Below are 26827 nucleotides of genomic sequence, written 5' to 3'. Positions count from 1 at the left end.
TGGCACCCATGACTGATGCGCGTACCCGCCAGGCCGATGCCCTGGTTGAAGGCCTGCAACGCGAAGCCGGCGGCAAGCTGACCGTGTTCCTCGGCGCGGCGCCGGGCGTGGGCAAGACCTACACCATGCTGACCCGCGCGCAGGAACAGCTGCGCCGCGGCGTTGACCTGGTGGTCGGGCTGGTGGAAACCCATGGCCGCGCCGATACCCAGGCGCTGCTGGAGGGGCTGCCACAGCTGCCGCTGAAGGACGTGGACTACCACGGCCATGTGCTGCAGGAGATGGACCTGGATGCCGTGCTCGCACGGCATCCGGCGCTGGTGCTGGTGGACGAACTGGCACACCGCAATGCCCCGGGTAGCCGCCACGAGCGGCGCTGGCAGGATGTGATGGAGGTGCTGGATGCCGGCATCGACGTCTGGACCACGGTCAACATCCAGCATCTGGAAAGCCTCAATGACGTGGTGATGCGCATCACCGGTGTGCGGGTCAGCGAGACCGTGCCGGATGGGGTGCTCGACCGCCTGCATGACATCGTGCTGGTCGACCTGCCGCCGCGCGAGCTGATCGCGCGCCTGCAGCAGGGCAAGGTCTATGTGCCCGAACAGGCCGCGCAGGCGCTGCAGGCGTTCTTCTCGCCGGCCAACCTCACCGCACTGCGCGAGCTGGCCATGCAGGAGGCCGCCGACCGCGTCGACAGCAGCCTGCGTGAAGCGCGCGCCGCGCGCGGCGAGAGCAACCTGCCACTGCGTCGTGGCGTGCTGGTGGCCATTGATGGCGGCGGTCAGAGCGAGTACCTGGTGCGGGTGGCGCGGCGCATCGCCGAACGCCGCGATGCGCCGTGGACGGTGGTGACCGTGCAGGGCCGACGCCAGGACGAGGCGACCCGGCGCGAGATCGATGCGGCCTTCGCATTGGCACGGCGCCTCGGCGGCGACGCCGAACTGCTGCACGGATCAAGCATCGCCGATGCCCTGCTCGACCATGCCGCGCACAACGGCGTGTCGACCCTGGTGCTCGGCCGGACCCGCGAACGTCCACTGGCGCGGATGTTCAACCGCACCCTGACCCAGCAGCTGATCCAGCGCGGCGCGCATTACGAGATCACCATCATCAGCACCCCGCAGGCACGTGCGCGCTCGCGCCGGGAGGGCCTGCTGCCGCCGATGCGCGGCATCAGCTACGAACCGGTGCAGGCGCTGATCGCCACCGCGCTGGCCTGTGCGGTGGCATGGCTGGCCGAACGCTGGGTCGGCATGGCCGACCTGTCGATGGTGTTCATCGTGGCGGTGGTGCTGGTGGCCGCACGCACGCGTGCCAGCGTGGCGGTGATGGCGGCGATCCTGTGCTTCCTCGCCTACAACTTCCTGTTCATCGCGCCGCGCTTCACCTTCGCCATCGGCGCGCGCCAGGGCGTGATCACCGTGTTCCTGTTCCTGGCCGCCGCGCTGGTGGCCGGACGCCTGGCCTCGCGCCTGCGCATGCAGGTGATCGCGCTGCGTGCGGCGAATCGACATGCGCGTGCGCGCCAGCAGCTGGGACGGCAGCTGGCCAGCGCGGCCGGCAACGGCGAGGTGGCACAGGCGGGTCGGCATGCACTGGAACAGGCCATGGACGTTCCAGCGTGGCTACGGATCGGCGCCGATACCGCAACCGGTGGCCGCAGCCAGCCGGGCGATACCGACTTGGCCGCCGCCGATTGGGCACTGCGCCACGGCCAGCCGAGCGGGCGCTTCACCGACACCCTGGCCGGTGCGCAATGGTGGTTCCTGCCGCTGCTGGATGGCGAAGACCGCGCCATCGGCGTGGCGGGCCTTTACCTGCCCGGCGCACAGGCGCGCCTGCTGCCGGAGCAGCGGCAGCTGGCCGAGGCGATGGTCGACGACATCGCCCAGGCCGCGCTGCGCACGCGGCTGGTGGCCGAACTGGAGCAGGCCCACGTCAGCAACGAGACCGAGCGGCTGCGCTCGGCCCTGCTCTCTTCGGTGTCACACGACCTGCGCTCGCCGCTGGCGGCGATGATCGGTTCGGCCGACAGCCTGGCCAGCTACGGTGCGGCGATGGATACGGCTGATCGCCGTGCCCTGCTGGACACCATCCTGGTCGAAGGCGAGCGGCTGGACCGCTACATCCAGAACCTGCTGGACATGACCCGGCTCGGCCACGAAGGGTTGAAGATCAACCGCGACTGGATCGGCGTGGACGAGCTGATCGGCTCAGCGGCGCGGCGCCTGCAGCGCTACCAGCCCAAGGTGCGGCTGGAGCTGGATATTCCGGCCACGCTCGCGCCGATCTGGGTACACCCGGCGCTGGTTGAACAGGCGGTGTTCAACGTGATGGAGAACGCGGCCAAGTTCTCGCCACCCGATGCCGCCGTGCAGGTGCAGGCGCGCGAACTGGACGGACAGCTGCGCATCGATGTGATTGATGCCGGCCCCGGCATTCCCGATGACGAGCGCGCGCGCATCTTCGACATGTTCTACAGCGTCGAGCGCGGCGACCGTGGCCGCCACGGCACCGGCCTGGGCCTGACCATCTGCCAGGGCATGGTCGGTGCGCATGGCGGCAGCGTGCAGGCGCTGCCCGGACGCGACGGTCGCGGTACCCTGATCCGCATCACCCTGCCCCTGCTCAAGCCAGCCTCCCACGATGAGCCCGACTCCGATTGACGCCAGCGCGCCGGCCCCGCGCGTGCTGGTGATCGATGATGAAACCCAGATCCGCCGGTTCCTGGACATCAGCCTGCGCGCGCAGGGCTACCAGGTGCGGCAGGCGGCCACCGGCCAGGAAGGCCTGCAGCTGGCGGCCAGCGAGGACATGGACCTGGTGATCCTGGACATCGGCCTGCCGGACATGGAAGGCCATGAGGTGCTGGAGCAACTGCGGCAGTGGAGCCAGGTGCCGGTGATCATGCTGACCGTGCGTGCGGGTGAAGCCGAAAAGGTGCGCGCACTGGATACCGGCGCCAATGACTACGTGACCAAGCCGTTCGGCACCCAGGAGCTGATGGCGCGGGTGCGGGCGCTGCTGCGCACACGCAGCGTGCCCAGCGACGGCACGCCACCGGTGTTCGACGATGGCCATCTGCATGTGGATCTCGTACGCCGCGAAGTGGCGCTGGATGGCGAGCCGGTGGCGCTGACCCGCAAGGAGTACGCGCTGCTGTCGCTGCTGCTGCGCAATGCCGGGCGGGTGGTGACCCAGCCGCAGATCCTCCAGGAAATCTGGGGCCCGACCCACCAGCACGACACCCATTACCTGCGCATCCTGGTCGGCAAGCTGCGGCACAAGCTGGGTGATTCAGCGCTGGATTCGCGCTACCTGTTCACCGAGCCAGGCGTGGGCTTGCGTTTCAAGGGGTAGTGCCGGCCGCAGGCCGGCAACTGCAGGGTGTGTGAGGTTCATGGGCTTGCCGGCCAGCGGCCGGCACTACCCATTCTGCTGCAGCTTCCAAAGGGGTCAGAACCCCAGCGGGGTGTCGCCCAGCACCGGTTGCAGCTGGCTGCGGAACAGCGCCTGGATGCGCTCCAGTGCCGCCTCGTCGTTGCCCTCGAAGCGCAGCACCAGCACCGGCGTGGTGTTGGACGCGCGCACCAGGCCCCAACCATCGGGGAAGTCCACGCGCAGGCCGTCGATGGTCGACAGCCGCCCACCCACGTACGGATTCTCCGGCGACTGTGCCGCCGCCACCAGCATCGCCACCAGCGCGTGCGGCGTGCCTTCGGCCACCGGCACCTTCAGTTCCGGCGTGGCCACCATCTCCGGCAGCTCGGCCAGCACCTCGTCCGGGGTTTCCTCGCGCTGCGCCAGGATCTCCAGCAGTCGTGCGGCGGCATACAGGCCATCGTCGAAACCGAACCAGCGCTCCTTGAAGAAGAAGTGGCCGCTCATCTCGCCGGCCAGCTCGGCATCGGTCTCGCGCATCTTCGCCTTCATCAGCGAGTGCCCGGTCTTCCACATCAACGGGCTGCCACCATTGCGCAGCACGTGATCGGACAGCTTGCCGGTGCACTTCACGTCGTAGATCACCATCGCGCCGGGGTTGCGCATCAGCACGTCGGCGGCGAACAGCATCAGCAGGCGGTCGGCATAGATGATCCTGCCTTCGCCGGTGACCACGCCCAACCGGTCTCCGTCGCCGTCGAAGGCGACGCCGAGGTCGGCGCCGAAGCGCTTGACCGTCTGCACCAGGTCTTCCAGGTTGGCCGGCTCGCTCGGGTCGGGATGATGGTTGGGGAAGGTACCGTCGACATCGCAGTACAGCGGGATGACTTCGGCGCCGATGGCTTCCAGCAGCTGTGGTGCAAGCGCACCGGCAACGCCGTTGCCGGCATCGGCCACGACCTTCAACGGGCGGTCCAGCTGCACGTCGTCGGCGATGCGCTGGATGTAGTCGGCACTGACATCGCGCTGCTGGTAATCGCCCGGCTCGGCCGCCTGCGCCAGGCGCCCCTCGACGATGCGCTGGTAGAGATCGGTGATGGCATCGCCTGACAGCGTCTCGCCGCCGATGACCACCTTGAAGCCGTTGTACTCGGGCGGGTTATGACTGCCGGTGACCGCCACGCAGGTGCCGGTACGCAGGTGGAAGGCGGCGTAATAGACGACCGGCGTCGGTGCCAGGCCGACGTCGATCACCGCGCAACCGGTGCGACGCAGGCCCTCGGCCAATCCCGCAGCCAGTTCCGGGCCGGACAGGCGGCCATCACGGCCGATCACCACCTCGCGCAGGCCCTGTTCCAGCGCCACGGTACCGATGGCCTGGCCGATCAGCGCGGCGGTCTTCGGCGTCAGTTCGCTGCCGACCACGCCACGGATGTCGTAGGCGCGGAAGATGCCGGCGGCCAGTTCCCCGGCAGGGACCGGTGGCGGCGGCGGCGCAGTGTCCGCGGCGCTGGCGGCGGCCACCGGTGGCGGCGCCATCTGCAGGCTCTCGCTCAGGGTCGGGCCATGATCCGCTTCCGCCACGGCCGCACGGCGCGGCAACGGCAGCGACTTCGGCAGCCGGCCTCTACCCACCACCAGCAGCACGGCGATGAACGCCAGCAGCAGCGCGACGATGGCACTGGCCAGCGAACCCAGGCCCAGTGGACCCGCTTCGACATTCGGTACGGCGGCCACCAGCCGCAACGGCGTGCCCGGAACCGGGCGCGCCAGCGCTTCGGCGCTCTCGGCCAGGCCGGCGTCGCCCTGGGCAACGAGGTCATGCGTGCCTTGGCGCAGGCCGAGGAAACCGGTGGACGGGGCGCTCACCTGGTCCAGCGGCGAGGTCAGCCGCAGCAATGGCTGGCGCACGTAGAGCACTGCCGGGCCAAGGCTGCCCAGCTGCACCGGAGCCGCCAGACCCAGGCGATTGCCACCTGCATCGCGCACCACGCGCAGGCCAGGCTTGCCCTCGGCCAGCGCTTGTTCCAGCAGGGCCAGGCGTGCGTAGCCGAAGGTGGCCGGGTCGGCATAGGCCGTGGCCAGATCGGCGGTCAGCACGTCAGCCTGCTCCACGCCGGTCCAGCTCTCGCGCACGGCCAGCGCCGCTGCCGCGGCGTCACCGGCCTGCAGTGCCTGCTGCACGCGTTCGTTCTTCAACTGCTGCTGCAGCTGCTTCAGCTGGCCGGCTGCGGCCTCCTGCAAGCCCTGCACGGCCTGGTCACGCGCTTCTTCCAGCGCCTGGCCATTGGACTCCTGCCGCCATTGCTGCACCGCGCTCCATCCGAACCAGCCGGCCAGCAGGACCAGCAGCACCCCCAGTAGTGGCGCACTGCGTCCCAACGACCGTTCCCGCTGCCCTTCCCCGATGCCGCTCATCAATGTCCCCCGTCAACGCACCCCGGTATGGCCGAATCCACCCGTTCCCCGCACGCTGTCGGTGAAAGTATCCACCACCTGCAGGCTGACGCGGGCAATCGGCACGACCACCAGCTGCGCGATGCGATCGCCCGGCTCGATGGTGAAGGCCTCGCGGCCACGGTTCCAGACGCTGATCAGCAACGGGCCCTGGTAATCGGCGTCGATCAGGCCGGTGCCGTTGCCGAGCACGATGCCGTGGCGGTGGCCCAGCCCGGAACGCGGCAGGATCACCGCGCACAGGTGCGGATCGGCGATATGGATGGCTAGGCCGCTGGGCACCAGCGCGGTGTCGCCCGGCTGCAGGGTCAGCGCGGTATCCAGCGCCGCGCGCAGGTCCATGCCGGCACTGGCTTCGGTGGCGTAGGCGGGCAGCGGCCAGCTGTCGCCGAAACGCGGATCAAGCAGCTTGACCTGCAGCGGTTGGGAAGTGAAAGCCTGGGTCATGCCTGGAGTCTCCGCGCGATCAGCGCCAGCAGTTGTTCGGCCAGCTCGCGCTTGGAGGTGGCCGGGAATACCTGTTCACCGTCCTGCCAGAAGGCCGTGGCGGCGTTGTTGTCACTCTCGAATCCACCACCGCTGATGCCGACCTGGTTGGCGATCACCAGGTCCAGGCGCTTGTCGACCAGCTTGCCACGCGCATATTTCTCCACGTCGTGGGTCTCGGCGGCGAAGCCGACCACCAGCTTCAGCGACTGTGTCTGTGCAGCGACTTCGGCGAGGATGTCCGGCGTGCGCACCAGCTCGATCACCAGCGACTGGCTGTCGGCGGTCTTCTTCAGCTTCTGCGGCGCGACCTGGCGTGGCGTGTAGTCGGACACCGCGGCGGCACCGATATAGATGTCGGCCGGCAACGACTTCAGCACGGCATCGCGCATCTGCGCGGCCGAGCGCACGTCCACGCGCTGCACGCCGGCTGGCGTCGGCAGCTGTACCGGTCCGCTGACCAGCACCACCTGGGCGCCCATCGTCGCGGCGGCCGCGGCCAGGGCAAAGCCCATCTTGCCGCTGCTGCGGTTGCCGACGTAGCGCACCGGATCGATGTCTTCATAGGTCGGGCCAGCGCTGATCAGCAGGCGAAGGCCCTGCAGCGCGCGGGTTTCCGGTGCGACAACCGCCGCTGCAGCACTGCCATTGGCAGCCAGCGCGGCAACGATGTCGCCCGGTTCGGCCAGACGGCCGGGACCGGACTCGCCTTCGGCCAGCGGACCGTCGACCGGGCCGACCACCTGCGCGCCGCGCTGGCGCAGCAGGGCGATGTTGGCCTGGGTGGCCGGATGCAGCCACATGCGGTGGTTCATCGCCGGGCAGATCGTCAGTGGCGCGGTACTGGCCAGGCACAGGGTGCTGACCAGATCATCGGCGTGGCCCTGGGCCAGCCGGGCCAGCAGATCGGCGGTACCCGGGGCGACCACGATGCGGTCGGCCCAGCGGGCCAGCTCGATGTGGCCCATGGCCTGTTCGGCGGCGCTGTCCCACAGCGTGGTGCGGGTGGGCTGCCCGGACAGGGCCTGGAAACTGAGCGGAGTGACGAACTGCTGTGCTCCGGCGGTCATCGCCACCTGCACCTGGGCACCGGCGTCGCGCAGGCGCCGCACCAGTTCCAGGGCCTTGTAGGCCGCGATCCCGCCTCCGACGCACAACAGCAGTTTCTGACCTTCCAGCGCGCGGGCCGGCGCGGGGGAAGCGTTGGGGGAGTCAGCCACCTGGAATTCCTGTGCAAACGAGGGCGCTAGCTTACCCGATGGTCGGTAATGTCCCGGTGCAGGGCGCACATAGCGGGCGGCTATCAGCAGATGGAGTCCGTCTCCGTTGACCCGGGATTCACCCGGCACCAGTTTCGGACCTTTCCTATACCTCTACGGGTCTGCGCTTTTGCAGAATCAGGCATTGGCTGCCGCCCGCCGTGGCCTGTCCGACCTTCGAGGAGCCGCGTGCATCCGCGCATCATCATCGCCGACGACCATCCCGTGGTCCTGCATGGCATCCGTATCGTGCTGCAGACCTACCTGATGGACATCGTCGGCAGTGCGCGCGACGGCGCCCAGCTGCTGGAGCTGGTGGATCACCACGACTGCGATGCGGTGCTGACCGACCTGTCGATGCCGGGTGCCGGTCCGGACGGTCCGGAGCTGATCGACGCGCTGCGCATGCGCCGCCCTGGCCTGCCGGTGGTGGTGCTGACCGGCGCCCGCCATCCCGGCCTGCTGGACAGCCTGCTGCGGGAGGGTATCAGTGGCCTGGTCGACAAGTGCGCCGATTTCGCCGAACTGCCCCACGCGCTGAACGCCGCGCTGGCCGGGCAGGTATTCGTCTCCCAGCAGCTGCGCCACCACCTGCAGGCGCGCGACCTGCTGTTTCCGCGTCAGCCGGCGCCGTTGTCGGCACGCGAACAGGAAGTGCTGGAGCTGCTGGCAGCCGGCCTCAGCGTGAACGAAGTCGCCGAGCGCTGCGGGCGCAGCCCGAAGACCATCAGCCGGCAGAAGGCCGAAGCCAAGCGCAAACTGGGCCTGCAGAACAACCAGGAACTGTTCGACTACCTGCAGACCCGGCGCGGCTGAGGCAACCTCCGACCCCAGTCCGCGGCATGCCCCGATGGGAGCCACCGCAAGGTCTGGCGATGATGGGCCATGCCCATCCATGACTGGCCCGAACAGGAACGCCCCCGCGAGAAGCTGATCGCGCGCGGGCCCACGGCACTTTCCGACGCCGAACTGCTGGCCCTGTTTCTCGGCTCCGGGTTCGGTGGCCGCGATGCCGTGCAGACCGCGCGCGACCTGCTGCAGGCGCACGGCCCGTTGCGGGTACTGCTCGACCGCCCCGCCGCCGAGCTCGCCCGCCTGCCCGGGCTCGGCCCGGCACGCAGTTGCACGCTTGCTGCCGGGCTGGAACTGGCCCATCGCTACCTGGCGGCCGAGCTGGAGCACGGCGAGGCGGTTGGCAACAATCCGGCGGCGGTCGGCCGCTACCTGCAGCACCGGCTGCGTGGCCAGGCCCGCGAGGTCTTCATGGCCCTGTTCCTGGACAACCGCCACCGCCTGATCGCCTGTGAAGAGCTGTTCCACGGCACCATCAACACCGCACCGGTCTACCCCCGCGAAGTGGTGCGGCGCGCTCTGCTGCACAACGCGGCGGCGGTGATCCTCAGCCACAACCACCCTTCCGGCGACCCGGAACCCTCCAGCGCCGATACCCGCATCACCGACGAACTGCAGCAGGCGCTGGCGATGGTGGACGTGCGCCTGCTGGACCACTTCGTGGTCGGCGAGGGCCGTCCCGTTTCATTTGCTGAACGGGGCCTGCTATCCCCGCCCCAGCCGCGGCTGTTCGGCTGAGCGCGGCCCTTCAGGCGCCATCGGCCGCCCCCACAGGCATGTTCTGGTCAGCGTGGGCGTGGGTATCTGCGCTAAAATGGGCGATTCCGCCGCTCATTCTCACAGCAGGCCTCGTGAAAAATCTCCTCCGCGCCCTGATCAGCCAAGGCATCGAAGCCTTGCGCGCCAATGGCACCCTGCCCGCCGACTCCCTGCCGCCGGACTTCGTGGTCGAGCGCCCGAAGACCCGCGACCACGGCGACTTCGCCACCAACGCCGCGATGCTGCTGGCCAAGGCCGCGCGCAGCAATCCGCGCGCACTGGCGCAGGCGCTGGTCGAGGCGCTGCCGCGCAGCGAGGACGTGAGCAAGGTCGAGATCGCCGGCCCCGGCTTCATCAACTTCCACCTGGCCCCGGCCGCGTACCAGCGCGAAGCCGCGTCGGTCATCAAGGAAGCCCACGACTACGGTCGCAACCTGTCCGGCAATGGCCGCACGGTGGGCGTGGAGTACGTGTCGGCCAACCCGACCGGCCCGCTGCATGTCGGCCATGGCCGCGCGGCGGCGATCGGCGACTGCGTGGCGCGCGTGCTCGATGCCAACGGCTGGAACGCCAAGCGTGAGTTCTACTACAACGACGCCGGCGTGCAGATCGAGAACCTGGCGCTGTCCACCCAGGCACGGATCAAGGGCATCGCGCCGGACCAGGACGGCTGGCCGGAAGGTGGCTACCGCGGTGAGTACATCGCCGACGTCGCCCGCGCCTACATGGCCGGCGCCAGCGTCGACCTGGAAGGCAGCACCGTGGTCGGCGCCAAGGACCCGGACGACATGCAGGCGATCCGCCGCTTCGCCGTGGCCTACCTGCGCAACGAGCAGAACCTGGACCTGGCCGCGTTCGGCGTCGACTTCGACATCTATTTCCTGGAAAGCTCGCTGTACGCCGACGGCAAGGTAGCCGAAGCGGTGGCCAAGCTGCAGGCGTCGGGTCATACCTATGAAGAAGGTGGCGCGCTGTGGCTGCGCAGCACCGACTTCGGTGACGACAAGGACCGCGTGATGCGCAAGTCCGACGGCACCTTCACCTACTTCGTGCCCGACGTGGCCTACCACCTGTCCAAGTGGCAGCGCGGCTACGAGCGCGCGATCACCGAGCTGGGCGCCGACCACCACGGCTCGCTGGCCCGCGTGCGCGCCGGCCTGCAGGCGATGGAAGTGGGCATCCCGCAGGGCTGGCCGGAATACGTGCTGCACCAGATGGTCACCGTCATGCGTGGCGGCGAGGAAGTGAAGCTGTCCAAGCGTGCCGGCAGCTACTTCACCCTGCGCGACCTGATCGAGGAAGCCGGCCGCGATGCCACCCGCTGGTTCCTGATCGCGCGCAAGCCCGATTCGCAGCTGACCTTCGACATCGACCTGGCCCGCCAGCAGAGCAACGACAACCCGGTGTTCTACGTGCAGTACGCGCATGCCCGCGTCTGCAGCCTGCTGCGCCAGGCGCAGGAGAAGGGCCTGGTGTACGAGCAGGGCAACGGCCTGGCCAACCTCGGCCGCCTGGCCGACGATGCCTCGCTGCTGCTGATGAACGAGATCTCGCGCTATCCGGAAGTGGTGGAAGCGGCCGGCGTGGCGCTGGAACCGCATCTGGTGGCGCAGTACCTGCGTGAATTGGCGCACGCGTTCCACACGTGGTATCACGGGACGCCGGTGCTGGTGGAAGATGCCGCCGATCGCAACGCCAAACTGACCCTGGCCTGTGCGGCGCGCCAGGTACTGGCCAATGGCCTCGAACTCCTGGGCGTCAGCGCCCCGGAAAAAATGTAAGCATCAGGAGACGCAGTACACATGGCAGCACGACGCGGCAAAAGCCAGGCACGACGCAACAGCGGCAGCCAGGGCACCCCCGGATGGGTGTGGCTGGTGGCCGGTGTAGCGATCGCGGCCGTGGTGTTCCTGGCGGCGCCGAACCTGTTCAAGGGCGAGGGCGATGGCTTCCTGCGCGCCGGTCCGCAGCCGAACCCGAACGCGCAGCCGGCCCCGGTCGCCGATGCCGACAGCGATGTCGGTACCCAGCCGGCCGCGCAGCCGGCTGCGCCGAAGCAGGCCGAACCGGAAAAGCCGGCTGCCACCCAGTACGACTTCTACACCCTGCTGCCGGGCAAGGAAGTCGAGATGTCCGACGCCGAACTGGCCGCCAGCGCGCGTGCCGAAGACCAGCGCCGGGCCAAGGCCGAAGCGCAGCGCGCGCAGGCGGCACTGGAAGGCAAGCCGGTTCCGCCGGCGACCACGACCGCACCGGCACCGGCGGCCACCGCCAGCGTGTCCAGCACCGCGCAGGTGACCGCCACCAGCCGTCCGCTGCCGGCACCGCTGAGTGAACGTCCGGCTGCGGCAACGCCGCCGGCCAGCACGGCCTCGACCAGCACCGCCGCCGCCACGCCGGCAGCGCGCGCGGAAACCGCAACGGCAACGGCGGGTACCCCGGCTACTGCCGCACCGGCGGCCGCCGACAACGCCCGCTATATCCTGCAGGCAGGCGCCTTCGGCGCCTCCGGCGATGCCGAAGCAACCAAGGCCAAGCTGGCGATGATGGGACTTGCGGCACGCGTGGAGTCAGCACAGATCAACGGCAAGACCGTGTACCGCGTGCGCATGGGGCCGTATGGCAGTGCCGGTGAACTGTCCGAGGCCAAGCAGAAGCTGGATGGCACCGGCCTGCAGGCGATGGCGATCAAGGCCCAGTAAGCCTGCCGCTGTGAATGAAAAAGCCGGGCATTGCCCGGCTTTTTCTTGTTTCTGCAGAGTCGAGCCATGCTCGACTCTGCAAACGGCGGTCAGCCTTCGCGGGCGACCTGGAAACCGGCGAAGGACTGGCTGACCGGCATCAGTTCCAGGCGATTGATGTTCAGGTGCGGCGGCAGCGTGGCCACCCAGAAGATCTGTTCGGCGATGTCTTCGGCGGTCATCGGGTTGGCGCCGTTGTAGAGCTTGTCCGACGCCGCCTGGTCGCCGTGGGTACGCACCACGGTGAACTCGGTTTCAGCCATGCCTGGCTCGATCGTGGTCACGCGCACGCCGGTACCGTGCAGGTCCGAACGCAGACCCAGCGAGAACTGGCTGACGAAAGCCTTGGTGCCACCGTAGGCGTTGCCACCCGGGTACGGGTAGACGCCGGCCACCGACGAGATGTTGATGATCGCGCCCTTGCGCTCCACCAGCTGCGGCAGCAGGCGGTGGGTCAGGGTCACCAGCGCGGTGATGTTGGTGTCGATCATCGTGGTCCAGTCCGACAACTTGGCGCTCTGTGCCGGCGCGGTGCCCTGCGCCAGGCCGGCGTTGTTGACCAGCAGATCGATCTCGCCAAAGGCGGGCGGCAGTGCCAGCAGCGCCGCTTCCATCGCAACCGGATCGCGGATGTCGAAGGCGGCGGCATGCACCACGTCCTTGCCGTAGCGATCGACCAGCGGCTGCAGGCGTTCGCCACGGCGGCCCGTGGCGATCACTTTCCAGCCGGCCTGGGCGAAGCGGTGGACGGCGGCGGCGCCGAAGCCGGACGTGGCGCCGGTAATCAGGACAGTGCGGGTCATCAGGCAACTCCAGGGGGAAAACCAGACCCCCATTCTGGCACCGTCGGCCCGCCCTTGCGCTGCCGATGCCGGCTGACCACGCCCGAGGCGTGCGCGGCTCAGCGCACGCGGAATACCCGGGCCTTGGGCAGGTCTTCGTCGACCTGCAGGAACCAGCGCCCGGCAATTCCTGGAACAACGGCGATCTGCGGCGACTGCAGCACCTTGCGCAGCTTCATCTGCCCCTTCATCACCTGCCATTGCTGGCCGTTATCAAGGGTGAACAGCGTGCCGGGCTGCCAGCCTGCGACCTCTCCGACCACGCGTGCATTGACCGGTCCTTCTTCCAGGCCCAGATGCATTGCTGCCGGTGCCGGCACATTGGCAGGCAGCGGCGCAGCGGCGGGGGCCACCGCTGCCGTCGGCCCGGTGGCCGCGCGCTCTGCCTCGCGCAGTACCCGGTTCAGCGCCTGCAACTGCGCTGGACTGAGCCCGACCTCGGCCAGTTGGGATGCACTCAGGCGCCGCTCGACGGGTACGAAGCGGTCCTGGGCGAAGGCAGCGAAGCTGCTGGCGAGCAGCAGTGCGGAAAACAGATACCGGCGCATGCAAGGGTCTCAGCGAACGAGTGCCCACGATGCTGCGGTTCGATGACACTCCGGTGACACGCCAGGGCCCGGTACAATGGGCCATGATCAACAACGATGTCCTGCGCAGCGTGCGCTATTCCCTGGACCTGGGCGACCACCACGTGGTGACCCTGTGCCAGATGGCCGACCCGGCCTTCGCCGTGGATCCCGAACAGGTGAAGGCCTGGCTGCGCCGCGAGGACGAAGCCGGTTTCGAAGCGATGAGCGACAGCGCGCTGGCGCACTTCCTCGATGGCCTGATCGTGCACCTGCGCGGTCGCGACGAGAGCCAGCCGCAGCGCGCGGTGGAAACCCGCATCGACAACAACCTGGTGCTGAAGAAGCTGCGCGTGGCGTTCCAGCTGCGCGACGTCGATCTGATGGAGATCTTCGCCAGCGCCGGTTTCAACGTCTCCAAGTCGGAAGTCGGTGCGCTGTTCCGCCAGCCCGGGCACACCAACTACCGGCGTTGCCTGGACCAGATGCTGCGCAACTTCCTCAAGGGCCTGAGCCTGCGCCTGCGCGGCTGAGCACGGCCTCGACGAACGCCCGCGCCGCCGGTGTCGGCAGCCGCTGCCAGACCAGGTGCACGCGGCGGGTCGGGGTTGGCTGCAGCGGAATCCGCACCACGCCCTGGAAGCCTTCGGCGATCAGCGCCGGCACGATGCCAACCGCCAGACCATGGCGGACGAAGCGCTCCACCAGTTCCATCAGGTTGACCTCGAAACGCACCGTGTGCGGCAGGCCAGCGGCGACGAAAGCATCGTCGGTCTGCCGCCGCGCACCGGTGCCGCGCGGGAAGTCGACCAGCGCCTCGTCCTGCAATTCGGTCAATGGCAGCCGCTTGCGCCTAGCCAGCCGATGCGAGGGGGCCAGCACCGCCACCAGGTCTTCTTCCTGCAGCATCTGGTGGCAGACCCCGTCCAGGCCGGCCGAAGGCGCCAACCCCACCAGTGCAACATCCAGGTCACGCGACTGCACCTGCGCGATCAGGTCCTCGCTCTTGTCCACCCGCAACTGGAATTCCACCTGCGGTTGCGCCTGCTGGAACGCGGCCAGCATCGCCACCACATCGATATCGGTCAGCGAGGAGATCTGCCCGATCGCCAGCAGCCCGCGCACCTCGCCACTCACCGCCGCCACATCGGCGCGCAGGTGGCGCAGGCTGACCAGCACCTGGCGTGCGTGCACCAGCAGCGCCTCACCCGCTGCCGTCGCCCGCACCTGCCGCGGCAGGCGCTCGAACAGCGGCGTGCCCAGTTCCTGCTCCAGGTAGGCAATCTGGTGGCTCAACGCGGACTGCACCACATGGCAGCGTTCGGCGGCGCGGGTGAAATTGCCCTCCTCGGCAAGGGCAACGGCAAACTCGAGCTGCTTGAGATTCATCCAACTATCTCGTTTCCAGATGGCATGGATGATGATGATTCATTTCCATCATGGCCGCAGCAGGTGGACACTGTGCCCCCCGCTTCCTGGAACACCGCGTGAGCCCGTCCCTCCCCCCTCTGCACCGCTGGCAGGTGCTGCTGATGTCCGTGGCTACCGGCGTGGCCGTGGCCAGCAACTACTATGCGCAGCCACTGCTGCACACCATCGCCGACGCCTTCGGTGTGCCGTTCGGCCAGGTCGGCATGGTCGTTACCGCCGCGCAGCTGAGCTATGCCGCCGGACTGATCCTGCTGGTGCCGCTGGGAGACCTGTTCGAACGCCGCCGCCTGATCGTGGTGATGAGCCTGCTGTCGGCCGGCGGACTGGTGATCAGTGCCTGCGCACCGTCACTGACCTGGCTGCTGGTGGGCACCGCCATCACCGGCCTGTTCTCGGTGGTCGCCCAGGTGCTGGTGCCGTTCGCCGCTACGCTGGCCGCGCCGGAACATCGCGGTCGCGTGGTCGGCACGCTGATGAGTGGCCTGCTGCTGGGCATCCTGCTGGCGCGCACCGTGGCCGGCCTGCTTTCCAGCCTGGGCGACTGGCGCCTGGTGTATGCGATCGCCGCTGCCACCCTGGTGCTGACCGCACTGGCATTGCAGCGCGGTCTGCCGCGATTCCACCACAGCGCCGGCTTGGGCTATTTCGCATTGCTGCGCTCGATCGGCGTGCTGTTCGTGCAGGAACCGGTGCTGCGCCAGCGCACGCTGCTGGGCGCCTGCAGCTTCGCCATGTTCGCGATCTTCTGGACCCCGCTCGCGTTCCTGCTGGCACAGCCGCCGTATGCCTACAGCGACGCCACCATCGGGCTGTTCGGGCTGGTCGGCGCGGCCGGCACGCTGGCGGCCGCCCTGGCTGGCCGCATGTCCGACCGTGGCCAGACCGGGCGTGCCACCGCCATTGCACTGCTGCTGTTGCTGCTGTCGTGGTTGCCATTGGGGCTGTCGGCACACTCGCTGCTGGCGCTGCTGGTGGGCGTGGTGGTGCTGGACCTGGCCGCGCAGCTGTTGCACGTCAGCAACCAGAACCTGATCTACGCACTGCAACCGGCGGCACGCAACCGCCTCAATGCCGGCTACATGACCGGCTATTTCATCGGCGGTTCGCTGGGTTCGCTGCTGTCTGCGCAGGTCTACCAGCGCTTCGGCTGGACGGGCGTCTGCGTGGCCGGCGCTGCCGTGGCTGCGCTGGCCCTGCTGCTGTGGCTGCCCGGCGCGCTGCGCGCGCGCCAGGCGTCGCTGGCCGACTAGAAGCTGCCCTGCAGCGCCAGCTCCCATCGCCCACCGGCGTTGCCGGGGAACAGGCGCTTGGCTGCGCTGTCCGTGTCATGCACGGTGGCGCGCAGTTCCCATGCCGGGGTCAGCGAGGCGATGGCACTGAGCTGCCCATGCAGGTAGTCCGGGCCCTGCGCGGTGGCCAGCCAGTACTGGCCCACCGCTGCTTCCAGGCGGAGGCGTTCGTGCAACGGCACACGCACACCCAGCTGGGCATAGGTACCGCGATGGCCACCGGCCAACGCATCGTTGGAATGGGCGACCTGCAGCCAGGCGCGCTGCTTCCAGGTCACCGTGGTGTTGAGCTCGGTCCAGTCCAGCGCGCGGCCGGTGCCCGGGTACACGTAACGGGTCAGGTTGGCATCCAGGCTCCAGTCCGGTGCCAGTGCGCCGGACCAGCCCGCCACCAGGTCGAACTCGCTGCGCGCGCCATTGTCCGGCTTGAACGAAACGTTGGCCCCCCACACGCTGGCGTACCAGCCCGCTGGGATCGAGACCTTCGCGCCGGCCTGCACCGCCGGGTCGCCGTCGCTCTGCGAGCTGCCGCGCCATACGTAGTCACTGGTCAACGCCGCACTGCCACTGACCTGCACCTGCGCCTGCGCGCTGCCGATCCCGAGCAGCCCTGCCAGGGCGGCCACCAGCGCCGCCATCATCCCCTTGCTGTTCACTGCACTGTGTTCCTCGTCGAAGGCGGTCACGCCGCCGGGAACGCAGTGTCGAGGCGGGGGCCGTAACGGATCGAGGGTGCTGCCGGGCCCGTGGCGCAAATTCGGCGTAAATCCCGTGGACTGCGGCCAATGCCAGCAGCGCGGTATCATGGCGCCCTGTTTCCAGGAACCAACCGCGTGGACGCCATCCTGACTCCGGTATCGATCGGCGAGCTGATCGACAAGATCACCATTCTCGAGATCAAGGCCGAGCGCATCGACGATGCCGCCAAGCTGGCCAACGTCCGCACCGAGCTGGACGGCCTGCTGCCGTTGCTGCAGCAGCTGCTGCACGCACAACCGGCACTGGCCGCGCTGAAGCAGCAGCTGAAGGTGATCAACGAGCGCATGTGGGACATCCAGGACCAGCTGCGCGACAAGGAAGCGGCCCAGGTGTTCGACGATGCCTTCATCCAGCTGGCACGCGGTGTCTATGGCACCAATGGCGAGCGCGTGCAGGTGAAGAACGAGATCAACCGCGTGGCCGGTTCGGCCTTGGTCGAAGAAAAGCAGTACCAGGGCGAGTAACCCCGCCTCAATCAGCGTCGATCAGATGGCGGAAGCGGAACAGCTCGCCATCGTTGCGGATGCCCAGCTTGCGGTAGGCCGCTCGTTTCTGCGTGCTGATGGTGCTGGCCGCACGCCCGCTGCGGCGTGCCATCTCGCCGGTGCTGCAGCCACGCAGCACCCACTGCAGGACAGCGCGCTCGCGCGTACTCAACCGTGGTGAACGCATGGACTGCGGGCGCTGCCGGCGGGACTGGTTCAACTGTGCACGCAGCTCCGGCGGCACGAAGCGCCCGCCGCGGGCAACCACGCTCACCGCGCGCAGCAGCATCTGCGGCGCGCAGGCCTTGGACAGGAATCCGCGCGCACCGGCCTGCAGGGCCAAGGACACGACACCCGCGTTGCAGTGTGCGGACAGCACCAGGATCGGCACTGCCGGCCAATGTCGTGATACGTGCCGCAGCAGTTCCAGGCCTTCCCCGCTGTCACCGATCGGCAAGGCGTCAACCAGCAGCAGATCGATCGCAGCTGCCTGCTGCTGCAGGCGCTGCAGCAGGTCACCGCTGCGGCCATAGCTTCCATCGACCTGCAGGCCCGTCTGCCGGGCCAGCAGTTCCTGCACGCCATGCCGCAACAGTGGATGCGGATCCAGCAGCAACAAGCGGCAGGGAGAATCGCGGGGCGAGGGAAACGGGGGCATCGTTGCATTCCTGCAGGACAGGCCACTCACCCTAGGGCGCAGCCGACGCCTGCGGAATCCAATTCGTTGCAATGCCGCCCTTCCACCGCGACACGGTCAGGTAGCGAGCGTTTGCCCAGCCGGAAACGCAACAGGCCCGGCATGGGCCGGGCCTGTCGAGGCATCTTCAGCGCGCAGGCGCGCCGAGGAAACAATTACCAGCTGAAGCGCGGGCCGACGGTGTATTCCTTGTCGCCGTGGCGGTTCATCTTCAGCTCGCCGTTCAGGCCCCAGTTCTGGTTCAGCTTGACCTGACCACCCAGGCGGCCATACCACTGGCCGTCGATGTCGACGCCGTGCTTCTTGGCGTAGTCTTCGTAGCCGACCATGCCGTAGACCTCGGCGTGGGCACCGAAGGCGGTGCGGATACCGGCTTCAGCGCTGTAGCCGTTGAAGTCCAGGCCGTGCTTGCGATCGAACTTCTGGTAGGCAACGCGGGCAACGAAGTCGGTCGACGGAGCGATTTCGACGTTGTAGCCGGCACCGACCTTCCACTGGTCAACCTTGATGTTGGTGTGGTCGACTTCCTGACGGCTGTATTCACCGAACGCGTGGAAGTTCGGCAGGAAGCCGTAGGAACCCTTGACGCCCCAGCCGTCAGCCTTGATGCCATCGACGTCGGTCTTGGCGTAGTCGGCTTCAGCGTAGTTGTACGACAGGTTCTCAGCAGCCGAAGCGGTGAACGGCAGGGCAGCGGCCAGGGCCAGAGCAATCAGCGAATTCTTCATGGGGGTACACCTTTACTTTCTTATGGTGTGCAGCAGCGCCAGGGCGCCATCGCATCGGGAATGTAAATTCTCCGTTATTCGCCACAACGCTCCCTGAAAACAGTGGTCTTCGCATTGCTGAATTTTTGGGCTTGATTCAGGCTCCGTCTGGCATACGCGCGCGGCGCGCGTGCATCTGTAATCCTTCGACGATTGCAACAGGAGGTTGCCTTGCTCGTTTCCGATCCGCTGCGGACGTGTGTCCGCGCCGCTGTCTTTGCATGCGTTGCCCTCTTGTCGCCACACACCACGCATGCGCTGCAGGCGGCCGACTACCAGCGCGCCGAACGCGTGCATGACAGTCATCTGCGCGGCGCGCTGCGCAATGCTTCGGTCCTGCCCCACTGGTTGGCCGATGGACGATTCTGGTATGAGCGCGAAGACACTCAGGGCCGGCGCCAGGCGGTACTGGTCGATCCCGTCCAGGCGACACGCCAGACCCTGTTCGAACCCACTGCGCTGGACGCTGCGGTTGCACCGCTCGGTGCCAGCGGGCCACGCCTGCGCCTGGCCAGCGTGCAGCAGGCGGACGATGGCCTGCGCCTGCGGTTCAGCGGAGAAGTGCCCGTCGATTGCCAATGGCCGCGCTGGCAATGCGCACGTTCGCCGGATGCGCGGCCGCCGGCCGATGCACTGCCTTCGCCCGTAGGCGATGCGTGGCTGCAGGTGCGCGACAACAACCTGTGGCTGCAGTCGCCTGGCACGGCGCCACGGGCACTGACCCACGGCGGAGAAACCGGTAATGGCTATGGCGTGCTGCCGGACTTCGCCCTGCGCGGTATTCCACGCCGTCAGGGCCGAATGCCGGTGCAGCCGTTCGCGGTTGGCTGGTCTGCGGACGGGCGCTACGTGGCCGGCATCCGCTACGACGAACGCGCGCTGCAGGACTACCCCTATCTGGAAAGCAGCCCGACCCACAGCGCGCGGCCGCGCGTGCATACCGTGAAGCTGGGGGTGCTGGGCGATGCACAGCAGGTGCGCGACACCCTGTTTGTGGTGGATACCCGCAGCGGCAGGCAGCATGACATCGCGCTGCCCGAGGGCTGGAACACGCTCAGTGAGGCCGGCATCCTGGGTTGGGACGGCGATCGGTTGTATGCCGTGATCGCGCACTTCGGCACGCCGCGCAGGCTGCGCCTGGTGGAGATCGATGCCAGCAGCGGTGCATTACGCACGGTTCTGGAAGAAGCCAGCGACACTCGCCTGCAGCTCAACGTGTATTCCTACAACCGGCCAGCGGTGGCCATCCTGCCCGGGCAGGACACCGCCGTGTGGTTCTCGCAGCGCGATGGTTGGGGCCATCTGTACCGGGTGCGCCTGTCCGACGGCAAAGTGCTGCGCCAGCTCACCCGCGGCCACTGGGCGGTGCGCGACCTGCTGGGTGTGGACGCTGCCGGTGGCTGGGCGTACTTCAGCGCCGGTGGCGTCGACGCGGGCGATCCTTACGTGCGCGGCCTGTACCGGGTATCGCTGCAGGGAGGGCCGGTCCAGCGCCTGGCCGCCGATGGCTACGACCACATGGCCGATGCCGGTACCGGCGCGCTGTTCGGCGGGCGCGCACCCCAGGCGCTGTCGCCCAGTGGTGGCTATCTGGTGGATACCGTTTCCCGTCTCGACCAGCCACCACGCACCGTGCTGCGGGCCAGCGATGACGGTCGCGAGCTGCTGTTGCTGGAAGCGGCGGACAACCGGGCAGTGCTTGCTGCGGGGTGGCGCCCACCGCAGCGCGAACGTCTGCTGGCCGCCGACGGGCGCACGCCGATCTTCGCCACCGTCTACCTGCCCCGCGACTATCGCGATGACGGCAGCGTCCCGGTGATCGATGCGATGTACGGCGGCGCCTTCATCAGCAATGCCCCGGTGACCTACGCCGAGGCGGTGTCCGCGCTGAATCCGGTGTCACGCGCCAGCCTGGCCGAGCTTGGCTTCGTGGTGGTCAGCATCGATGCGCGCGGCACCGGCGGCCGCGACAAGGCCTTCCATGACAGCAGCTTCCTGCACGGCGCCGATGTGCAGCTGGATGACCATGTGGCCGCGCTGCGCCAGCTGGGCGAACGCTACCCGGGCATCGACCTGCAGCGGGTCGGCATCTACGGGCATTCGTTCGGCGGTTACAGCGCGGCGCGGGCATTGCTGCGCTACCCGGCGTTCTACAAGGTGGGCGTGGCCTCGGCCGGCAGTCACAATTTCCAGGGCATGTACGGCGGCGCCCTGCACGGCATGGACCGGCTGTTCGGTGGCGTGCTGCCAGCCACGGCCATGACCGATGGCGTGCCGGCGCCCTTTGCCTGGCTCGACAACGCAGCGCTGGCCGGCAACCTGCGCGGGCATCTGATGCTGGTCTATGGCGAACTGGACGAAAACGCACCGCCGGCGCTGACCCTGCAGCTGGCCGCCGCCTTGAACAAGGCCCAGCGCAGCTACGACCTGCTGTACCTGGCCCGGCAGGACCACGAGCTGTTCCGCAACGACGCCACCTACACGCACCGCATGTGGGACTACTTCGTGCGCCACCTGGCCGGCCAGCAGCCACCGGATACGGTGCTGGCACCGCTGCCCGGTGGCCCGGGCTGAACGGGCGCCCAGAGGATGTCGATCCCCGACGCCCTGGTACGTCGTGTACTTGAAGGCCGTGCATGCGGCACGGTCCATCCGGAGGCAGGCAATGAGCTACATCGATGGTTTCGTCCTGGCGGTGCCCACCGCCAACAAAGAGAAGTTCCTCGCCCATGCACGCACAGGGGATCCCGTTTTCATCGAGTACGGCGCGCTGCGCGTGGTCGAGTGCTGGGGTGACGACGTACCGCACGGCAAGACCACCGACTTTTTCGGCGCGGTGAAAGCCACGCCGGACGAGACGGTGGTGTTTTCCTGGATCGAATGGCCGGACAAGCCGACCCGCGACGCCGGCATGAAGAAGATGATGGAAGACCCAAGGTTTGATCCGGCGACGAATCCGATGCCGTTCGACGGCGCGCGGATGATCTACGGTGGCTTCGTGCCGATCTACGAACTGACCCGCTGAACCGGGCGGACGTGCTCAGCGCGCGTCCGTTCCATCGCTGCCGGAGGCATGGCCGGCGCCCAGTGCGGCGCCGGCGCCGAGGCCCACACCGCCCATGCCGGCCCCCATTCCGCCACTGCCGCTTCCACCCGCACGACCGCCCTTGGCATCGCCGTCGTTGCGGCCCTTGCCACTGGCACCGCACGGCCGGGTCGGCCCCTGCGGCGGTATCTGCAGGTCGGCCGGAATCGGCGCCAGGTCCAGCGCTTCGCGCACGAAGTCGCGCAGCGAGACCACAAGTTCGTGGGTATGCACCGGTCGCCCCTGTGCAAGATCGTTGGCAGCGCGCGCAGCCAACCGCACCTGTTCGTCGGTGCCCAGCAGCAGGATGTCCGACAGCGCCGCTTCAACGGCATCGCGGATGCGGCGCGCGCGATCCGAGCGGGGTTCGGCGATGCCTTCGGCATCTTCGCGCTGGCGCAGGTCGCGGCGATGGCTGGGATCCACGCCCAGTTCGCCGGTGAACGAACCGCCCAGGGTCTTGTAGGCCGCCATCAGCGTGCGCAGCCGTTCGTTGATCTGCCGGTTCTCGCGCTCGCGGCGCTGTTGCAGGGTCTGCATCACCAGCAGGCGGATGCCCACGCCCAGCAGGGTGATCAGGACCAGGCCGGCCAAGGTGGACAGCACGCCCTGCCAGGAACTGAAGTCGATACCGCGCATGCCCGGGGCTCCAGCGGAAAGAACCCGCATCTTGCCCCGGACAGTGTCCCGGAAACGCGAAAGGCCCCACCACCCGGTGGGTGGCAGGGCCTTCGGTCACGGCGCGATTACTTGCGCTTGGCGGCCTTGCGCACGGCCTTCTTGGCCGGAGCCTTCTTGGCAGCGACCTTCTTCAGCGGGGCAGCCTTCTTGGCAACCGTCTTGCGGGTGGCGGCAACCTTCTTGCCAGCTGCCTTCTTGGCAACGGCGGTCTTCTTGCCGACGGCCTTCTTGGCCACAGCAGCCTTCTTGCCGACAACCTTCTTGGCGGCGGCGGTCTTCTTGGTGGCGACCTTCCTGGTGGCGGCAACCTTCTTGCCGACAACCTTCTTCGCAGCCACGGCCTTCTTGCCAGCGACCTTCTTGGTGGCGACGGTCTTCTTGGCCACAGCCTTCTTGGCGGTGGCGACCTTCTTGCCGACCACCTTCTTGGCGGCCGCGGTCTTCTTGGCAACGGTCTTCTTGGCGACGGCGGCCTTCTTGGTGGCAGCCTTCTTCACGGTGGCGACCTTCTTGCCGGCAGCCTTGGTGGCGGCCTTGGTGGTCTTCTTGGCAGCGGCGGCCTTCTTGGTCACAGCCTTGCCTGCAGCGGCCTTCTTCTTGGCCACTTCCTTCTTCAGGGCAGCGGCTTCGGCCTTGGCGTTCTTCTTGGCCGCTTCCAGCTTCTTCTTGGCGTTGGCAACAGTCTTGCCGACCGACTTGGCAGCCTTTTCGGCCTTCTTGGCAACGGTCTTCTCGACCTTGGCCACGGCCTTCTTGGCCTTGGCAACGCGGGTACCGGCAGCCTTGGTGGCGCGCTTGACGGTCTTCTTGACCGACTTCACTGCGTCTTCGGCAGCGTGGGCGATGGTCTCGCCAACGTTGGTGGCGGTTTCTTTGACGTTCTCGACAGCGTCGGTCACGACCGACACACCATTACCGTTGCTCATGTTGCCCTCCTGGGGGCCTTAAGTATCAAAACGGGGCGATGCTATACCGACATTGACGATCGTGGAACGGGGCATGCGCCACCAATCGCATCTGCTGCGACGGCGATGGTGTAGTCGACCATCCCTGCAGGCACACCGTGTTTACAGGAAACCCCTTTTTTTCAGTGCTGCGCCGCATGATCCGCGTCGTGACAGGCCTTGGTTGTGTGCACCCGCCCGGATGCCGCGGAAGGCATGCAATATGGCGCGTCGCGGCACCGGGATGCGCAGAACTGCGCAAGTATCGTCCTGTATCCGCGCGACCTGCGGCTGACGTCCGCACACTGCCAGGCGCCGCCTCCGCTGTCGTCACCGGCCCAGCGCTGGTCGTCGCGATCCGCGCTCCCGACGCGCGGTTTTCATGGCGCATTTATCCAGATCGCGACACACTCATTCAGCTTGTTTTACCGTAGAGCCGAACCGCCCCCATTCCCGCCAGCGAACCGACTCCCATGCGACCGCTACCTACCCTGCTCACGCTCGCAATCGCCGCCGCCTTCGGTGGCTTCGTTGCCACCGGCATCAATGCCCACCTGGACAACCGTGCCGATGCCGCTCCGCTTCCAGCGGTGGTGCCGACCATGGCGGCACTGCCAGCCGCAGTGGCCGGGCAGCAGGTTCCGTCACTGGCACCGATGCTGGAGAAGGCGATGCCGGCCGTGGTCAGCGTCAACACCAAGCAGGTGGTGCGCGTACGCAATCCCTTCTTCAACGACCCGTTCTTCCGCCGCCTGTTCCCGGACATCCCGCAGGAACGCATCAACGAATCGCTGGGCTCGGGCGTGATCATCGACGCCAGGGAGGGCCTGGTGCTGACCAACCACCATGTCATCGACAACGCCGATGACGTACAGGTGACATTGGCCGACGGGCGCACGGTCAAGGCCGAATTCCTCGGCTCGGACCGCGATACCGACATCGCGCTGATCCGCATTCCGGCGCAGAACCTGACCGACATCAAGCTCGGCAACAGCGACCAGCTGCGGGTGGGCGACTTCGTGGTGGCCATCGGCAATCCGTTCGGCTTCAGCCAGACGGTCACTTCGGGCATCGTCTCGGCGGTGGGCCGCAGCGGCATCCGCGGGCTGGGCTACCAGAACTTCATCCAGACCGACGCGTCGATCAACCCGGGCAACTCGGGTGGCGCGCTGGTCGACCTGCAGGGCCAGCTGGTCGGCATCAACACTGCCAGCTTCAACCCGCAGGGCAGCATGGCCGGCAACATCGGCCTGGGCCTGGCGATTCCCTCGAACCTGGCGCGCAGCGTGGTCGACCAGCTGGTCAAGCACGGCGTGGTGGTGCGCGGCACGCTGGGCGTGGAAAGCCAGAACCTGACCGCGCAGATCGCGCAGGGCCTGGGCTTGGGCGAAACCCGCGGTGCGCTGATCACCCGCGTGCTGGCCGGTTCGGCGGCCGCCGCCGCCGGCCTGAAGCCGGGCGACGTGGTGGTGTCGGCCAATGGCCAGCGCGTGGACAGCGCCGAAGCCCTGCACAACGTGGAAGGCCTGGCGGCGGTCGGCAGCCCGATGACGCTGGACGTACGCCGCGAAGGCAAGCCGCTGCAGATCAAGGCGACGCTGAAGGAACAGGCACGCGCGGTCACCGGCGACAGCCTGGACCCGCGCTTGGGCGGGGCCACCTTCGTCGACCTGCCCGAGTCGCTGCGCCAGTCGGGCGCCAGCGGCGTGCTGGTCAGCGAGGTCAAGCGCGGCAGCCGCGCCGCCAGCAACGGCCTGCAGCAGGGCGACATCATCACCGATGCCACCGTCGGTGAATTCGCCGACCTGGCCAGCTGGCGCGCCAACTTCCAGCAGCGCCCGCCGACGCTGGTGCTGCGCGTGCTGCGCAACAATGGCCAGCAGCAGGGCCAGCTCGTGATGCGCTGATCGCCCTGCCGTAACACCCCCTATACCCCGGCAATGTTATTGCTGTCAGTCCAGGTCGGCACCGCCGACTCCCGTTCCCCCATCGCAACAGGAGTGATTCGATGAGCCCCACCAATACCGAGAACCTGAAGGAACACCTGGGTGAAGCCGGTTCCCACCTGAAGCAGGCCGCTACGGCCGCCGGCGGTGCGATCAAGGGTGCAACCGGTGCAGCGACCGACGAGCTTCGCATCGGCAAGGCCAACGTCAAGGCTGAATTGTCCGACAGTGCACTGTCCGGCCTGGCCGCCGCCGAGTTCGGCGGTGCCGCCGCCAAGGAACAGGTCGATGCGCTGATGGACAAGGGCAAGGACCTGATCGACAGCGCCGCCGAACTGATCCGCGAACGTCCGCTGGCCTCGTTCGGCGTCGCTTTCGCAGCCGGCTGGATCATCGCCAAGCTGGCCCGCGGCAGCAGCGACAAGTAAGCCGCAGCGTGAGCGAAGACAACACGCAAGCGCCTGATCCGGCGGCCACCCCGCCGCTGGATGAGAGCATCCGCCAGGTCGGCGCGGCCGGTCGTGCCGCTGCCGATTCGGCCAAGCACACGCTGCGTTCACTGCGCCGGCTGGCCTCGGCCGACTTCGCACTGGCGCGCAGCGCATTCGGTCGTGCGCTGGCCTGGGCCGGCGTGGCGATCGTGTTTGGTGCATCGGCGTGGCTGCTGATGGCCGCCACCCTCATCGCGCTGCTACAGAGCTGGGGCCTGAGTTGGCTGCAGGCCCTGCTGATCACCTCGCTGCTGAGCCTGGCCGTCACCGGCTATGCGATCTGGCGGGTGTCCTACTTCTTCCACCACACCGGCATGCACGCCACCCGGCGTCAGCTGTCACGCCTGGGCCTGTTTGACGAACCCAGCGAAAACGACCCTGATGCCGGCGTGCAGCTGCCCGAGGGCAAGCCATGAAGTTCGGCGCGCTGCAGCGGCGGGTAAAGCGCTGCGAACAGGTGGTGACCGTGCGTCTGGGCGAGACACAGGACCACTGGTCCACCCTCGGCCAGGTGTGGCGACAGGGCTGGTCGCCGTTGCGCATCGTAGTGGTCGGCCTTGCCGGTGGCTTCATCGCCGGCAAGCTGGAGGTACCGGGCAAGGTCAACGGTGCCCGCTGGCTGCAGATGGTCGGTTCGGTCTCGAACCTGTTCGCCAGTGCGCAGGCGGCGTTCGCCACGGCGATGGCGGCGCAGGCTGCGGCCACCGCCGACGATGCGGCCGAAGAAGCCGACGATGCCAGCGAGCAGGCACAGGCAGCGGCCTCCGCTGCCGGAGCACGGCCGGCACCGGCACCACGCTCCGTGCCGGAGCCAGAACCGGACCTGCGCGGACCACGTCCGGCCGAAGCGGCCACCGAGCTGTCCGAACGTTGATCCATGGAATCCGCCGCGCCGATCGCGGCCGG

26 protein-coding genes are annotated in these 26827 nt (G+C 68.0%); 15 read left to right on the top strand and 11 right to left on the bottom strand.

Annotated elements, in window-relative coordinates:
• Window positions 1–8: 8 nt before the first annotated feature.
• On the top strand, window positions 9–2669 hold the full coding sequence (locus AC5P60_RS14205; RefSeq protein ID WP_483693685.1) for an ATP-binding protein: 2661 nt from the start codon (window positions 9–11) through the stop codon (window positions 2667–2669).
• Window positions 2650–3363 carry a response regulator transcription factor gene (locus AC5P60_RS14200; RefSeq protein WP_005412001.1) on the top strand — a complete coding sequence of 238 codons (714 nt, stop codon included), beginning with the start codon at window positions 2650–2652 and terminating at the stop codon, window positions 3361–3363. The genes AC5P60_RS14205 and AC5P60_RS14200 overlap by 20 nt, the downstream gene beginning before the upstream one ends.
• A gap of 96 nt (window positions 3364–3459) precedes the next feature.
• On the opposite strand, the gene AC5P60_RS14195 is transcribed toward AC5P60_RS14200, so the two are convergent.
• From AC5P60_RS14195 to coaBC, 3 genes are read right to left on the bottom strand one after another with little or no spacing between them, the layout of a single operon-like run.
• Entirely contained in the window at window positions 3460–5802 is a 2343-nt protein-coding gene (locus AC5P60_RS14195; RefSeq protein WP_033834999.1) for a phosphomannomutase/phosphoglucomutase, read from the bottom strand.
• Window positions 5803–5814: 12 nt separating this feature from the next.
• Window positions 5815–6288: a dUTP diphosphatase gene (gene dut / locus AC5P60_RS14190; RefSeq protein ID WP_005411999.1), complete on the bottom strand. Its 474-nt coding sequence runs from the start codon at window positions 6286–6288 to the stop codon at window positions 5815–5817.
• A complete protein-coding gene (coaBC, locus tag AC5P60_RS14185; RefSeq protein WP_049449536.1) occupies window positions 6285–7547 on the bottom strand; it encodes a bifunctional phosphopantothenoylcysteine decarboxylase/phosphopantothenate--cysteine ligase CoaBC in 1263 nt (420 codons plus the stop codon). The genes dut and coaBC overlap by 4 nt, the downstream gene beginning before the upstream one ends.
• Before the next feature lie 228 nt (window positions 7548–7775).
• On the opposite strand from coaBC, the gene AC5P60_RS14180 reads away from it, so the two are divergent.
• The 4 genes from AC5P60_RS14180 (at window position 7776) to AC5P60_RS14165 (ending at window position 11899) form a co-directional block, all read left to right on the top strand.
• On the top strand, window positions 7776–8402 hold the full coding sequence (locus AC5P60_RS14180) for a response regulator (RefSeq protein WP_033834997.1): 627 nt from the start codon (window positions 7776–7778) through the stop codon (window positions 8400–8402).
• Window positions 8403–8471: 69 nt separating this feature from the next.
• Window positions 8472–9176, top strand: a complete 705-nt coding sequence (radC, locus tag AC5P60_RS14175; RefSeq protein ID WP_483693687.1) for a RadC family protein — start codon at window positions 8472–8474, stop codon at window positions 9174–9176.
• Between the two features lie 113 nt (window positions 9177–9289).
• Complete coding sequence (gene argS, locus AC5P60_RS14170; protein ID WP_012478915.1) at window positions 9290–10978, top strand: arginine--tRNA ligase; 1689 nt, start codon at window positions 9290–9292, stop codon at window positions 10976–10978.
• Window positions 10979–10999: 21 nt separating this feature from the next.
• A complete protein-coding gene (locus tag AC5P60_RS14165; protein WP_088436379.1) occupies window positions 11000–11899 on the top strand; it encodes an SPOR domain-containing protein in 900 nt (299 codons plus the stop codon).
• 89 nt (window positions 11900–11988) lie between these two features.
• Here AC5P60_RS14165 and AC5P60_RS14160 read toward each other — a convergent pair whose 3' ends face one another.
• Both AC5P60_RS14160 and AC5P60_RS14155 read right to left on the bottom strand, forming a co-directional pair.
• Complete coding sequence (locus tag AC5P60_RS14160; RefSeq protein WP_065183751.1) at window positions 11989–12741, bottom strand: SDR family NAD(P)-dependent oxidoreductase; 753 nt, start codon at window positions 12739–12741, stop codon at window positions 11989–11991.
• 98 nt (window positions 12742–12839) lie between these two features.
• Window positions 12840–13328, bottom strand: coding sequence for a hypothetical protein (locus AC5P60_RS14155; protein ID WP_005407755.1), 489 nt, complete (start codon window positions 13326–13328; stop codon window positions 12840–12842).
• An 83-nt stretch (window positions 13329–13411) separates the two neighbouring features.
• Here AC5P60_RS14155 and AC5P60_RS14150 point away from each other — a divergent pair, with 83 nt between their 5' ends.
• On the top strand, window positions 13412–13879 hold the full coding sequence (locus tag AC5P60_RS14150) for a YehS family protein (protein ID WP_005411992.1): 468 nt from the start codon (window positions 13412–13414) through the stop codon (window positions 13877–13879).
• Here AC5P60_RS14150 and AC5P60_RS14145 read toward each other — a convergent pair.
• Entirely contained in the window at window positions 13848–14735 is an 888-nt protein-coding gene (locus AC5P60_RS14145; protein WP_495201763.1) for a LysR family transcriptional regulator, read from the bottom strand. The genes AC5P60_RS14150 and AC5P60_RS14145 overlap by 32 nt on opposite strands.
• Before the next feature lie 143 nt (window positions 14736–14878).
• Between AC5P60_RS14145 and AC5P60_RS14140 the strand changes: the two genes are divergently transcribed.
• Window positions 14879–16027, top strand: a complete 1149-nt coding sequence (locus AC5P60_RS14140; RefSeq protein ID WP_329772748.1) for an MFS transporter — start codon at window positions 14879–14881, stop codon at window positions 16025–16027.
• Here the strand turns inward: AC5P60_RS14140 and AC5P60_RS14135 are convergent.
• Entirely contained in the window at window positions 16024–16722 is a 699-nt protein-coding gene (locus AC5P60_RS14135; protein WP_329769041.1) for a TorF family putative porin, read from the bottom strand. The genes AC5P60_RS14140 and AC5P60_RS14135 overlap by 4 nt on opposite strands.
• 129 nt (window positions 16723–16851) lie before the next feature.
• On the opposite strand from AC5P60_RS14135, the gene AC5P60_RS14130 reads away from it, so the two are divergent.
• Window positions 16852–17289, top strand: coding sequence for a DUF6165 family protein (locus AC5P60_RS14130; RefSeq protein ID WP_043035177.1), 438 nt, complete (start codon window positions 16852–16854; stop codon window positions 17287–17289).
• 7 nt (window positions 17290–17296) lie between these two features.
• On the opposite strand, the gene AC5P60_RS14125 is transcribed toward AC5P60_RS14130, so the two are convergent.
• Both AC5P60_RS14125 and AC5P60_RS14120 read right to left on the bottom strand, forming a co-directional pair.
• Entirely contained in the window at window positions 17297–17968 is a 672-nt protein-coding gene (locus AC5P60_RS14125) for a response regulator (protein WP_483693689.1), read from the bottom strand.
• Window positions 17969–18162: 194 nt separating this feature from the next.
• A complete protein-coding gene (locus tag AC5P60_RS14120; RefSeq protein ID WP_005407747.1) occupies window positions 18163–18735 on the bottom strand; it encodes an OmpO family porin in 573 nt (190 codons plus the stop codon).
• 210 nt (window positions 18736–18945) lie between these two features.
• Here AC5P60_RS14120 and AC5P60_RS14115 point away from each other — a divergent pair, with 210 nt between their 5' ends.
• Both AC5P60_RS14115 and AC5P60_RS14110 read left to right on the top strand, forming a co-directional pair.
• Window positions 18946–21348, top strand: a complete 2403-nt coding sequence (locus AC5P60_RS14115) for a S9 family peptidase (protein ID WP_483693690.1) — start codon at window positions 18946–18948, stop codon at window positions 21346–21348.
• Window positions 21349–21439: 91 nt separating this feature from the next.
• On the top strand, window positions 21440–21799 hold the full coding sequence (locus tag AC5P60_RS14110) for a DUF1428 domain-containing protein (protein ID WP_005407745.1): 360 nt from the start codon (window positions 21440–21442) through the stop codon (window positions 21797–21799).
• A gap of 15 nt (window positions 21800–21814) precedes the next feature.
• On the opposite strand, the gene AC5P60_RS14105 is transcribed toward AC5P60_RS14110, so the two are convergent.
• Window positions 21815–22498, bottom strand: coding sequence for a hypothetical protein (locus AC5P60_RS14105; protein WP_483693691.1), 684 nt, complete (start codon window positions 22496–22498; stop codon window positions 21815–21817).
• A gap of 107 nt (window positions 22499–22605) precedes the next feature.
• Window positions 22606–23466: a histone gene (locus AC5P60_RS14100; protein WP_111108764.1), complete on the bottom strand. Its 861-nt coding sequence runs from the start codon at window positions 23464–23466 to the stop codon at window positions 22606–22608.
• 491 nt (window positions 23467–23957) lie between these two features.
• Here AC5P60_RS14100 and AC5P60_RS14095 point away from each other — a divergent pair, with 491 nt between their 5' ends.
• The 4 genes from AC5P60_RS14095 (at window position 23958) to AC5P60_RS14080 (ending at window position 26795) form a co-directional block, all read left to right on the top strand.
• Window positions 23958–25391, top strand: a complete 1434-nt coding sequence (locus AC5P60_RS14095; protein ID WP_012478904.1) for a Do family serine endopeptidase — start codon at window positions 23958–23960, stop codon at window positions 25389–25391.
• Between the two features lie 101 nt (window positions 25392–25492).
• Window positions 25493–25858: a hypothetical protein gene (locus AC5P60_RS14090; RefSeq protein WP_004153835.1), complete on the top strand. Its 366-nt coding sequence runs from the start codon at window positions 25493–25495 to the stop codon at window positions 25856–25858.
• 8 nt (window positions 25859–25866) lie between these two features.
• Complete coding sequence (locus AC5P60_RS14085) at window positions 25867–26337, top strand: phage holin family protein (RefSeq protein WP_033833594.1); 471 nt, start codon at window positions 25867–25869, stop codon at window positions 26335–26337.
• Window positions 26334–26795 carry a hypothetical protein gene (locus AC5P60_RS14080; RefSeq protein ID WP_005411983.1) on the top strand — a complete coding sequence of 154 codons (462 nt, stop codon included), beginning with the start codon at window positions 26334–26336 and terminating at the stop codon, window positions 26793–26795. The genes AC5P60_RS14085 and AC5P60_RS14080 overlap by 4 nt, the downstream gene beginning before the upstream one ends.
• Window positions 26796–26827 lie beyond the last annotated feature (32 nt).

It is taken from the genome of Stenotrophomonas sp. YJH_SMC_120 (genome assembly GCF_059368675.1).
The sequence above is the reverse complement of the archived record's forward strand: the minus strand, read 5'-3'. Positions and strand labels throughout refer to the sequence as shown.

Excerpts from the sequence above, each read along its gene's own strand:
- AC5P60_RS14110 (WP_005407745.1), top strand. The coding sequence starts at position 21,440 with ATGAGCTACATCGATGGTTTCGTCCTGGCGGTGCCCACCGCCAACAAA.
- AC5P60_RS14125 (WP_483693689.1), bottom strand. The coding sequence starts at position 17,968 with ATGCCCCCGTTTCCCTCGCCCCGCGATTCTCCCTGCCGCTTGTTGCTG.
- AC5P60_RS14155 (WP_005407755.1), bottom strand. The coding sequence starts at position 13,328 with ATGCGCCGGTATCTGTTTTCCGCACTGCTGCTCGCCAGCAGCTTCGCT.
- AC5P60_RS14165 (WP_088436379.1), top strand. The coding sequence starts at position 11,000 with ATGGCAGCACGACGCGGCAAAAGCCAGGCACGACGCAACAGCGGCAGC.
- AC5P60_RS14150 (WP_005411992.1), top strand. The coding sequence starts at position 13,412 with ATGATCAACAACGATGTCCTGCGCAGCGTGCGCTATTCCCTGGACCTG.
- AC5P60_RS14130 (WP_043035177.1), top strand. The coding sequence starts at position 16,852 with ATGCCAGCAGCGCGGTATCATGGCGCCCTGTTTCCAGGAACCAACCGC.
- AC5P60_RS14100 (WP_111108764.1), bottom strand. The coding sequence starts at position 23,466 with ATGAGCAACGGTAATGGTGTGTCGGTCGTGACCGACGCTGTCGAGAAC.
- radC (WP_483693687.1), top strand. The coding sequence starts at position 8,472 with ATGCCCATCCATGACTGGCCCGAACAGGAACGCCCCCGCGAGAAGCTG.
- AC5P60_RS14205 (WP_483693685.1), top strand. The coding sequence starts at position 9 with ATGACTGATGCGCGTACCCGCCAGGCCGATGCCCTGGTTGAAGGCCTG.
- AC5P60_RS14120 (WP_005407747.1), bottom strand. The coding sequence starts at position 18,735 with ATGAAGAATTCGCTGATTGCTCTGGCCCTGGCCGCTGCCCTGCCGTTC.
- AC5P60_RS14200 (WP_005412001.1), top strand. The coding sequence starts at position 2,650 with ATGAGCCCGACTCCGATTGACGCCAGCGCGCCGGCCCCGCGCGTGCTG.
- AC5P60_RS14140 (WP_329772748.1), top strand. The coding sequence starts at position 14,879 with ATGTCCGTGGCTACCGGCGTGGCCGTGGCCAGCAACTACTATGCGCAG.
- AC5P60_RS14105 (WP_483693691.1), bottom strand. The coding sequence starts at position 22,498 with ATGCGCGGTATCGACTTCAGTTCCTGGCAGGGCGTGCTGTCCACCTTG.
- AC5P60_RS14080 (WP_005411983.1), top strand. The coding sequence starts at position 26,334 with ATGAAGTTCGGCGCGCTGCAGCGGCGGGTAAAGCGCTGCGAACAGGTG.
- AC5P60_RS14160 (WP_065183751.1), bottom strand. The coding sequence starts at position 12,741 with ATGACCCGCACTGTCCTGATTACCGGCGCCACGTCCGGCTTCGGCGCC.
- AC5P60_RS14145 (WP_495201763.1), bottom strand. The coding sequence starts at position 14,735 with ATGAATCTCAAGCAGCTCGAGTTTGCCGTTGCCCTTGCCGAGGAGGGC.
- AC5P60_RS14095 (WP_012478904.1), top strand. The coding sequence starts at position 23,958 with ATGCGACCGCTACCTACCCTGCTCACGCTCGCAATCGCCGCCGCCTTC.
- AC5P60_RS14090 (WP_004153835.1), top strand. The coding sequence starts at position 25,493 with ATGAGCCCCACCAATACCGAGAACCTGAAGGAACACCTGGGTGAAGCC.
- dut (WP_005411999.1), bottom strand. The coding sequence starts at position 6,288 with ATGACCCAGGCTTTCACTTCCCAACCGCTGCAGGTCAAGCTGCTTGAT.
- AC5P60_RS14195 (WP_033834999.1), bottom strand. The coding sequence starts at position 5,802 with ATGAGCGGCATCGGGGAAGGGCAGCGGGAACGGTCGTTGGGACGCAGT.